Source organism: Pseudoalteromonas sp. APC 3691 (assembly GCF_030408135.1).
Taxonomy (GTDB): Bacteria; Pseudomonadota; Gammaproteobacteria; order Enterobacterales; family Alteromonadaceae; genus Pseudoalteromonas.
On sequence record NZ_JASDCB010000099.1, the window covers coordinates 1 to 9272 of the forward strand.

General features: G+C 39.2%; 10 protein-coding genes and 1 pseudogene. 5 read left to right on the plus strand and 6 right to left on the minus strand.

Going from position 1 to position 9272, the window contains the following annotated elements:
• Positions 1-132: 132 nt before the first annotated feature.
• The 3 genes from QL998_RS19585 to QL998_RS19595 are packed head-to-tail and all read left to right on the plus strand — an operon-like array spanning position 133 to position 3475.
• Complete coding sequence (locus tag QL998_RS19585; RefSeq protein ID WP_290193331.1) at positions 133-2343, plus strand: EAL domain-containing protein; 2211 nt, start codon at positions 133-135, stop codon at positions 2341-2343.
• A gap of 22 nt (positions 2344-2365) precedes the next feature.
• Positions 2366-3175, plus strand: coding sequence for a DUF2797 domain-containing protein (locus QL998_RS19590; RefSeq protein WP_182193898.1), 810 nt, complete (start codon positions 2366-2368; stop codon positions 3173-3175).
• 6 nt (positions 3176-3181) lie between these two features.
• The gene (locus QL998_RS19595) at positions 3182-3475 is read left to right on the plus strand and encodes a hypothetical protein (RefSeq protein WP_024600161.1); all 294 of its coding nucleotides are present in this window, start codon (positions 3182-3184) and stop codon (positions 3473-3475) included.
• A gap of 13 nt (positions 3476-3488) precedes the next feature.
• On the opposite strand, the gene QL998_RS19600 is transcribed toward QL998_RS19595, so the two are convergent.
• From QL998_RS19600 to QL998_RS19625, 6 genes are all read right to left on the minus strand, one after another.
• On the minus strand, positions 3489-4406 hold the full coding sequence (locus tag QL998_RS19600; RefSeq protein ID WP_024600162.1) for a histone deacetylase family protein: 918 nt from the start codon (positions 4404-4406) through the stop codon (positions 3489-3491).
• Positions 4407-4509: 103 nt separating this feature from the next.
• Positions 4510-6051, minus strand: a complete 1542-nt coding sequence (locus tag QL998_RS19605) for a serine hydrolase (protein ID WP_121953768.1) — start codon at positions 6049-6051, stop codon at positions 4510-4512.
• Positions 6052-6058: 7 nt separating this feature from the next.
• Positions 6059-6562, minus strand: a complete 504-nt coding sequence (locus QL998_RS19610) for a gamma-glutamylcyclotransferase family protein (RefSeq protein WP_121953767.1) — start codon at positions 6560-6562, stop codon at positions 6059-6061.
• Between the two features lie 26 nt (positions 6563-6588).
• Entirely contained in the window at positions 6589-7215 is a 627-nt protein-coding gene (locus QL998_RS19615) for a LysE family transporter (RefSeq protein ID WP_182193896.1), read from the minus strand.
• 11 nt (positions 7216-7226) lie between these two features.
• Positions 7227-8000, minus strand: a complete 774-nt coding sequence (locus tag QL998_RS19620; protein ID WP_007586497.1) for a hypothetical protein — start codon at positions 7998-8000, stop codon at positions 7227-7229.
• Between the two features lie 35 nt (positions 8001-8035).
• Positions 8036-8521, minus strand: coding sequence for a CreA family protein (locus QL998_RS19625; RefSeq protein WP_076925008.1), 486 nt, complete (start codon positions 8519-8521; stop codon positions 8036-8038).
• Positions 8522-8728: 207 nt separating this feature from the next.
• On the opposite strand from QL998_RS19625, the gene QL998_RS19630 reads away from it, so the two are divergent.
• Both QL998_RS19630 and QL998_RS19635 read left to right on the plus strand, forming a co-directional pair.
• Positions 8729-9058 carry a 5-carboxymethyl-2-hydroxymuconate Delta-isomerase gene (locus QL998_RS19630; RefSeq protein WP_024590599.1) on the plus strand — a complete coding sequence of 110 codons (330 nt, stop codon included), beginning with the start codon at positions 8729-8731 and terminating at the stop codon, positions 9056-9058.
• An 87-nt stretch (positions 9059-9145) separates the two neighbouring features.
• Positions 9146-9272 (plus strand): annotated as a pseudogene (locus QL998_RS19635) (IS5/IS1182 family transposase); the annotation flags it as partial.

Here is a 9272-nt window from a genome sequence, read left to right on the forward strand (position 1 = left end):
ATATACAATGAAATGAGGCCGCATTTGAGTTTAGGAATGAAAACACCAAACCAAGTGCACAAAAAAAGCTAGGAGCAAAAGCTACTGGCCTTCAATTAAAACCGTCAACGTATTTTAGGACGGGACAACCCTATGGTCGATCACCTTACGGTTTATCGCCTCGACAAAAATAACAAACTAATTGAAACATACAAACTCGGCGATAAAGAAGAAGCCCTCTCTTTGTTTGAATACAGCGTACCGCATATTCGTTTTTTAGTAGAAAGAAAGTCGTCACAGCGCCTAGTAATGAAAATAGACACAATCGGCATAAGTAAAACACCTGTAAACTTATATCGTGATAAAGAGTTTATTGACTTAGTGCGCTCTCAAACTGGGATCTGGGGTATTTTTGTAGGCGTGCTATTGATGGCTGCGCTTTATAACTTGGTGCTTTATTTTGGCATAAAAGACCGTGTTTATTTAATTTATATTGGCTACATCGTCAGTGCTATTACGCTAATGGGGGCTGTATTAGGTTTTGGTTTTTATATATGGCCTAATCACTGGCAGCTCCTTATAAACGAACAAGTCGTATTTAGTAATTATGGTGTCGCTTTTTTCACCCTTTCTTTTTGCATCATGTTTTTGCGCTACCATAAGGATAAATGCTGGCGTTACAAAATGAGCATCGCCCTACTTTGGCTTATGTTTATTCTTGCTGTATGTAGCTTATTTATTCCCGAGAACATAGCGGCTCCTATATTTTTTGGTGTGATGGCACTACTTTATATTACCTGTATTATTTTAATATATAACAAGTTACGTAGTGGTTTTAGGTGGGCTAAGTTTTATGTTTTTTCATGGATACCACTAATAATTGGTGCGGTAATTCAACCTATGGAACTTACTGGAGTTTTACCGTATACCTTTACAACTCGCCATGCCTTTTTAGTTGCTATTTTGTGTGAAGTTATTTTAATGGCAATGGCATTAGCAGACCGAGTAAGGTATCAGCGAGAGCGTGCGCTTTACCATGCCACGCACACACAACAAACAAGGTTACTTAATAGCTCTAAGCTAAAACAAGCATTTATGGCACTACAAAGTCAAAACCGCTCAACAACTTTATGCCTAATAAAAATACGTCACTTTAATTCGCTCAATACTATTATTACCTCTTCTCAGGGCTACACACTCATAAAGCATGTAGCCAAAGAGCTTGAATTAGAACTAAGCCATGAACGCGAATTTACAAACCTCGAAACAGATTTAAACACCAGCCCACGCTTAGCCGATTTGAGTAGTGGCGTATTTGCCTGTATTTCTACTAAAACACAAAACCAAGAAATGCTAGAAACATTATTAACAAAAATAATTAGTAGCCTGCCAAAACAATATGAAATTAAAGGACTAAACCTGCAGCTTAGCTACAGCATAGGTATTAGTAGTGCAGGTAAAAGTAACGATTTTGAATATTGGTTAAAACGTGGTTATTTAGCGCTTAAAAAAGCAAAAAGTAGCGCTAATCAAGTTGGGTCATCGTCAAACACAAATAACCTGATGATGGATGTTGCTTTAGCTGCTAAGTTGCAAAAAGCCATCCAAACCAATCAACTAGCGCTTTACTATCAACCTCAAATTAATTTATTCAGTAACCAAGTAAGTGGCGCAGAAGCTTTATTACGTTGGCCCGACCCAACTTACAGCAACTTATCAATTGAAGAGCTAATAATACTTGCTGAACACACAGGTATTATTAACGAGCTAACACTGTGGGTAATAGAGCAAGCTTGTAAAGACATAGTTGAGCTTACTAAAAATGGCTATAACGAGCACACAATTAGCGTAAATTTAAGTGCTAAAAACTTAACCATAAATAATTTAGCCGAAAAAGTAGAAAATATTTTAATTAAATACCAAGTGCCGGCACACTTACTTAAATTTGAACTAACCGAATCGGCCTTCGTAGAGAGTCAAGATGCACTTATAAAGTTAGTTGATGAGTTAACCGCATTAGGTATTAAAGTGGTACTGGATGACTTTGGGACAGGCTACGCGTCACTTAGCTACTTAGTTAATTATCACTTTAGTGAGCTTAAAATAGATAAGTCATTTGTTTTTGATTTGCCTAACAACCCAACTCACCAAGTTATTGTACAAACAGCCATTGATATGGCGCATAACCTCAATTTATCAATAACAATTGAGGGGGTAGAAACCCAAGAAATCCATCACTTGCTCAAAGATATGAACGCTGATTCCGCCCAAGGTTATTTATACGCAAAAGCACTGCCTTACACCGACTATTTACACTTCTTAAAAAGCCAATATAGCTTAAAAATGTTAGACTCCTCTTTTTAACATCTTTAGGGGCCAAGTAAAGATGCAAGGCACACTGCGTAAACTAAAATCGAGCTTAACCGAACCAGTACAATATCACTTACCTGTAGGTGAACACTTAGTAGACTTAAATGCATTTATAGGTAAGGAGCTTACGCTTACCTTTAGTGGCACTATTTTATGTTCTAACTGCGGTAAAAAAACCAAAAAAAGCTATTCTCAAGGTCACTGCTTTGTATGTATGCGCAAGCTTGCTAGTTGCGATATGTGTATTATGAAACCAGAAACCTGCCATTATGATAAAGGCACATGCAGAGAGCCACAGTGGGGCGAAGCAAATTGTATGACTCCACACTATGTATATCTCGCTAACACCTCTGGGTTAAAAGTAGGTATTACCCGCCACACACAAATACCGACTCGTTGGGTTGATCAAGGCGCGACTCAAGCATTGCCTATTTTTAAAGTGCAAACTCGCCTGCAATCAGGTTTAGTGGAAGTTGCATTGGCTGAATTTATTGCCGACAAAACTAATTGGCGCAATATGTTAAAAGGTCAAAACGAAGCAATTGACTTAAAAGCAGCTGCAGCCGAACTGATCCCACAAATTAGTGAGAAGCTAAATGAGCTAAGTGAATTATTTGGTGCAACAGCAATAGAACAACTTGATGAAGATGTGGTTGATTTAGACTTCCCAGTAACCGAGTATCCTACAAAAATCAGCTCATTTAACTTTGACAAAGACCCTGTAGTAAGTGGTATTTTACAAGGTATTAAAGGCCAATACTTAATTTTTGAAAAAGGCGTTATTAATATTCGTAAATTTACGTCTTATGAAGTAACCGTAGGCTAACGAGCTATGTTAAACAGCTACCCACAGTTATTGGTTATTTATAATGAGCTTGAGATAGCCCATAACCAACAAGAGCAACAAGAATGCTTACACAGCGTTACGCAAAGTGAGCTAAGCGATGTGCGAGTACTTAATAAGCAAGGTGACTTCCTTAATTTACAAGGCACTGCTTGCCCTAAATTGAATGGCGAGCAGCTAGCACAGCTTGTTACAGCTTACTTATTAAATGAAGGGCAATGCTGCCTTGGTAAAATCAAAACCCTAAGTGCAGCGCAGGCGTTTGATTTACTAGGGTTATAAACTCTCTTTTTATTTAAAGTTCAGTAAGTACTTTTATATGCGCTACAGCACTGCGACCTAAAGCTGATAGCGCATAGCCACCCTCTAAATACGAAATAACCCCTTTGCAACCGCCCTCTTTAGCAACACCACATAGTTGCTCGGTAAGCCAAATGTAGTCATCCTCAACAAACTTTAAGCTTGCCATATCATCTTCTAGGTGAGCATCAAACCCTGCGCTTATAAAAAGTAATTCAGGCTTAAACGCTTTTAATTTTGGTAACCATTGCCCAGTAAACACCTCTTTTAGGTCGTCGCCATTGCTAGCAATTGGCAGAGGTGAATTAACAATATGACTATTATTTTTAACCGCTGTATTAGGATAAAACGGATACTGAAATAACGAACAAAGCAGTACGTTTTCGTCATCAATAAAAATGTCTTGTGTGCCATTACCGTGGTGTACATCAAAGTCAGCAATCGCAATACGTTTAACTCCTTTGCTTTGGGCGTACTTAACAGCAATGGCTAAGTTATTAAATACACAAAATCCGGATGACGAATCTTTATTAGCATGATGCCCTGGCGGGCGCACAGAACAAAAAGCGGCATCGAGTTTATCAGCAAGTATTTCATCAACAGCTAAAACCCCCGCACCTACTGCACGCTCAATCGCTTTAAACGAATCTGGGCATAGCCAAGTATCGCCATCTAAATTAGCAAGCCCTTCGGTTGGTATTGTGGCTTCTACGTGTTTAACTAAAGATTCATCGTGAGCAAGTAAATAATGCTCACGCTCGGCTTTAGGGGCTTGAAGGTGGGTTAAGCCAACATCTACACCGCTGGCTAATAATCTGTCGGTAATTGCATCTAAGCGCTCAGGACACTCAGGATGGTCGTCTATCATTTTATGCTTACGGCAATGAGGATGAGAAATAACAGCGGTACGCATAAAAAGTCCCTTACAAGGTGTAAAAACTTAATATAACAAAGCCACCGACGGGTGGCTTTGCGACTTTGGTTTATATCAACATTTTAAATATCAAAGCTATTAGCTACTTTGCCTTTAAATGCAGGTTTCTAAAATCAAAGCTAAAGTCGGTAACCGCTGTTGATACTGCACGCATTTTAGCGCTATTTACACGGTTTTGTGAGCTCATTTCAAAACGAATAAACGCATCCGCTTCAAGCAGTTTTTCATCCCACTTAACTATAAATGTATTACCAGTGTAATGCTCAAGTGTGCCTTTTAAGCGCTTGGTATGCGTAAAATCAATATGCAATTTACTATCAAGCTGCTCAATAATCACATCGCCATACCAATCATCATGTAATGTACCGGTGTAATTAATGTTTGGTAATTGCGGTTGGTAGTCAGCCGGAGCTTCTGGTTTTGCATTAGCGTACGCGTGTTGTTTACCTTCAAAATGACTTTTAGCTAAATCTTCTACCCAGTCTTTATCTTCAAGCTCAAGCGCATCTTCAAGTACTTCATGGGTTACCGCCGAAAGCGCACCAAAAGCTTGTTGATTAGATAAAATAACAATACCAAGCTTTTTCTCAGGCAATAAAGTAACTTGCGATACCATCCCTAAAATACCACCACCGTGACCTAGCTTTTTAAAGCCGTGATAGTCTTCAATGCTCCAACCTAACCCATAACCTCTAAACTGCTGATGATACGATTCAAACGCGCTTTTAGACGCCATAGACGTAATATGTGGGTGCCACATTTGCGCTTGTTGCTTTTCGCTAAATAGCTGCTTGCCGTTTGGCATTTTACCGCCTGCTAATTGTGTACGAAGCCACTGGCTCATGTCGCTTACACTTGAAGCAATTGCACCTGCACCTCTAAAATCTTCTAGGTAGTTCACAAAAAATGGATGAAGCGTGCCATCCATAGGAATATGACCGGTTGCCCAGTTTTTATTACTTTCTGGAATACGCGAAAATCCCGCGCGCGAGTTGTCCATGTGTAGCGGCTGCAATATGTTTTTTTCGATATAATCATTCCAACTCATACCCGATACACGCGCAACTACTTCGCCAGCGGTAACAAACATTAAGTTGTTATAAGCATACTTACTACGAAAACTGCTCGCTGGTTTTAAATACTGTAATCCCGCTAAAATTTCATCAACTGACTTGTCGGTACTTGGCCAAATCATTAAATCGCCTTGCCCAAGTCCCAGCCCACTGCGGTGGCTTAATAAATCACGAATACGCATTTCGCGTGTTACGTATGAGTCGTATAATCTAAATTCTGGTAAATGATCAATGACGCGGTCATCCCAGCTTAATTTACCTTCATCAACCAACTTTGCCAGTGCCGCAGTAGTGAATGCTTTGGTGTTTGAAGCAATACCAAATAAAGTGTCTTTGTTTACTTTTTTGTTGGTATCGAGATTAGTTACACCAAAGCCTTTAGCAAATATCACTTTATCGTTTTCAACAATGGCGACTGCCATACCGGGTACGTCAAAACGTGCCATTGAGGCTTTAATAACATCGTCAATTTTGTTGGTATCAACTTGTGCCCAGCTACTAAACGTAGTGCCCGCTAATAGTGCAATTGCGGCAAGTTTGGTTAATTTCATATCAATCCTATTTTATTATTTTTTGATGAACTGCAAATTCAATTGCTGCGCGTTCTTGATTGGTATCGCTTTTTTGTGCGCGATTTAATATCGCATCACTGTATTCTTTTGGTACGCCCGCTTCAAGTGATCCGCGATGAACGTGTTTTATGTACCAATCGTATGGTAGTACGTCGCTGTCGTGGGTATTAGCTATATAACAATGTGCAGTTACAGTCTCACCCGTTAAAAGCGTTGGGGCTATATCTACGCAGTCGTAACCTACGCCCTCAATACTATCTAAAATAACTTTTTCATCTTCATTAAGCTCATAAATAACGCCGTAAACCAGCGCGTCTTCTTTATCACTTGGGCAAATACTGCACTTGCCTGAGCCATCTTTAAATAGCATATCAAAAGTTAGCTCATAACCTTTAAGTACCGCTGTTCCTACACGCTTTACATTCGGTAAGCGCGCTAGCAAACGATTAGATGACATATTAGAGCCAAACGAAAAATTATATAACGGCATTTTATCTCCTACACTTTTTAAATAAGTTAAATAACAACACGTACTGCAAGGGCAATTAAAATAACGCCAATTCCACGGTCAAACCAATAACCGCGTTGTTGGAAAAAACCCCTTACATTATTTCTAGAAAGTATCATTGAAAGCATTGAAAACCACGCCCACGTAGCCAATGCCATGTATACGCCGTAGCCTACCTGTATACTAGTAGGTGTTGTTGGACTAATCACGAGTGTAAATAACGACATAAAAAATAACGTGGCTTTTGGGTTTAATGCATTTGTGAAAAAGCCTCGCCTAAAAGCAAGCCAAAGAGGTTCTTCGACTACCGTTTTTATTTCTACATTGTCTTGATTACTTGTTGGTGGTTTTGCCGCTCTAAGCGCCTGCACACCTAAATAAGCTAAATAGGCACCAGCCACATATTTAAGCGCCATAAATAAGCTAGGTGACTGCGTTAAAATAAGCGCAACACCTAAAACACAATAGGCAACGTGTAATAAAATAGCAGCGCCAACACCGGCACTTGTCCAGAGTGCATTGCCCCTTCCTTGTTGCACACTTTGCTTAAGTACTACGGCAAAGTCAGGCCCTGGGCTTGCTACTGCAAAAAAATGAGCAATAACAATCAGTAAAAATTCATCTAAGTATTCCACGCAGATCCTTGCTAGTTTGGCGAATAAGCTAATAACAGCGGGTTAGCCGAGTTATTTACCAATGCTTTAATTTCTTTTTGCGCTTTTTTAAACTGACCACGTAAATGCGGCTTTAAGTGTTTTTTAGACACTTTATCGTTTTTAAAGTAACTAATCAGAGCATGCATAAATACCGTATGTGTTTCACTTAACTTAGCTTCACGGTTAGCGTATGGATTATAACAAGAGCCACAACCGCCTTTAAACTGATACACCGTGTTGCTCATCATCACACCAAACCCTAAAAAACAAGCAAGGGCATCTGCAGCTTGTGGTAAATACTCCCTACCACCTGGCGGTAGCACCCCAACGTGATGAATAAGTATGGTGGCCAATGTACCCGCATAACTTGCCACTAAATCTTGTGGCTGATTAATCTGATTAGGATTAAAAGAGATACTGACCTTATGGCTTGGCGGCACAATTAAATGACTGCCTTCGCCACGTATTTCATCACTAAATTCAAAGTGCGGAAAAACTTGCGGTTGTAACTGCTGCGGTGCAACTAGTTGAATAGGCCATGCATTCATACCCGCGTAATTAGTAACGCGGGTAAATACATTACTCGCCATTTCCTCAATGCTCGATACCGAATCGGGGAAAAAAGTGGCCGTTGGCAGTATTATTTGAGTGTGCTTTGTAAAAAACTCAGCATCAAAATTTTCTACAGCCCAAATAAATGTATCAATAAGCCATTGCTGCTCTTGATCTTCCAACAAAGGTGCCGATTTGAATAAAGCTAACATAAGGTGCTCTTTTAGATTTTAGTTTAGGTGCTAGTTTAGTTTTTTTGTGTAAGCGCCCAATCCCACGCTTGAGTATTGTATAGCGGCACTGTTGATAGTGCATGGTGGTGGCTACCACTGGATTCTTTAGTTGAATACGATAAATACAATAAGGTACGGTTTTCAGCATCGTAAATACGGCGCACTTTTAGTGATTTAAATAATATACTTTTAGATGATTTAAATATCACCTCACCTGATTTACTGCGGTCTATTTTTTGTAGTTGCTGCGCTGTAATAGGTCCTGTTTGACGACACGCTATAGACATATCTGACGGGTCAGAAAAGTCCAAATTAGCCTCTATATGACTAATATGACAAGTAACGCCTTCGAGGATTGGATCTTGCTGCGAATTAACTACAACATCTTTAGTTGTAAATAACCCAAGACTTACCGACGCAACATCATCAGAGCAAGCACTTAATGTAACAACAGCACCTGCAAGTAAAACTAAACGTTTAAATTTTTGTGGTAATTTCATACTTATCCTTAATTAATATATAAGTAACTTAGCACCTACGTTACTAAGCGAAGGTTCACCTGTATGTTTTTATACTAACATCAAAAATAAATACGACTAAATTAGTTTAAAGTAAAGATTTTAGATAGCTCAGGGTTTAGCGAACCCTGTTGTATTTGATACAATTAACTCTCGCTCATGCAGTAACTCATAATAGGAAACGCCTAAATGCCGCACATTATTATTGAACACTCAGAAGACCTCCCTGTATTACCACAAGTTCTCGTAGAAAAAATTCACAATACCGCCTTTGAAAGCGATTTATTTGAGTTAGAAACCATAAAAACGCGCGCTATTGCTTATCAGCAATATCAACTAGGCGCAGGAAAATCAGGGTTTATACATATTGCGGTACATATATTAGCTGGGCGCTCAATTGAACAAAAGCAAATGCTAAGCGAACTGCTACTTTCGTGCTTAAAAACATATTGCAGAGCATCAGACAGCCTAAGTGTAAATATTTACGATATTGAGCATGAAATATACCGTAAAAATTAGGGCGTGTTGATCTTTGTGGTATGAAAAACAAACAGCATGAAGATAAGGTATAATTGAATTCGCCAGAAAACTTTACACCGAACCTACATGCCAAGATTAATGTTAACAGACGGGACATGGAATGTCTTATCAAAAGTAATGTACTTAAGTGGTCGAATTTATAATAAGCCCGACCATAGAAAAACGCTCGAAGGCATACTGTATAAGATGCGCA

Coding starts and splice junctions, on each gene's coding strand:
- QL998_RS19585 (WP_290193331.1), top strand. CDS start 133: ATGGTCGATCACCTTACGGTTTATCGCCTCGACAAAAATAACAAACTA.
- QL998_RS19590 (WP_182193898.1), top strand. CDS start 2,366: ATGCAAGGCACACTGCGTAAACTAAAATCGAGCTTAACCGAACCAGTA.
- QL998_RS19595 (WP_024600161.1), top strand. CDS start 3,182: ATGTTAAACAGCTACCCACAGTTATTGGTTATTTATAATGAGCTTGAG.
- QL998_RS19600 (WP_024600162.1), bottom strand. CDS start 4,406: ATGCGTACCGCTGTTATTTCTCATCCTCATTGCCGTAAGCATAAAATG.
- QL998_RS19605 (WP_121953768.1), bottom strand. CDS start 6,051: ATGAAATTAACCAAACTTGCCGCAATTGCACTATTAGCGGGCACTACG.
- QL998_RS19610 (WP_121953767.1), bottom strand. CDS start 6,562: ATGCCGTTATATAATTTTTCGTTTGGCTCTAATATGTCATCTAATCGT.
- QL998_RS19620 (WP_007586497.1), bottom strand. CDS start 8,000: ATGTTAGCTTTATTCAAATCGGCACCTTTGTTGGAAGATCAAGAGCAG.
- QL998_RS19625 (WP_076925008.1), bottom strand. CDS start 8,521: ATGAAATTACCACAAAAATTTAAACGTTTAGTTTTACTTGCAGGTGCT.
- QL998_RS19630 (WP_024590599.1), top strand. CDS start 8,729: ATGCCGCACATTATTATTGAACACTCAGAAGACCTCCCTGTATTACCA.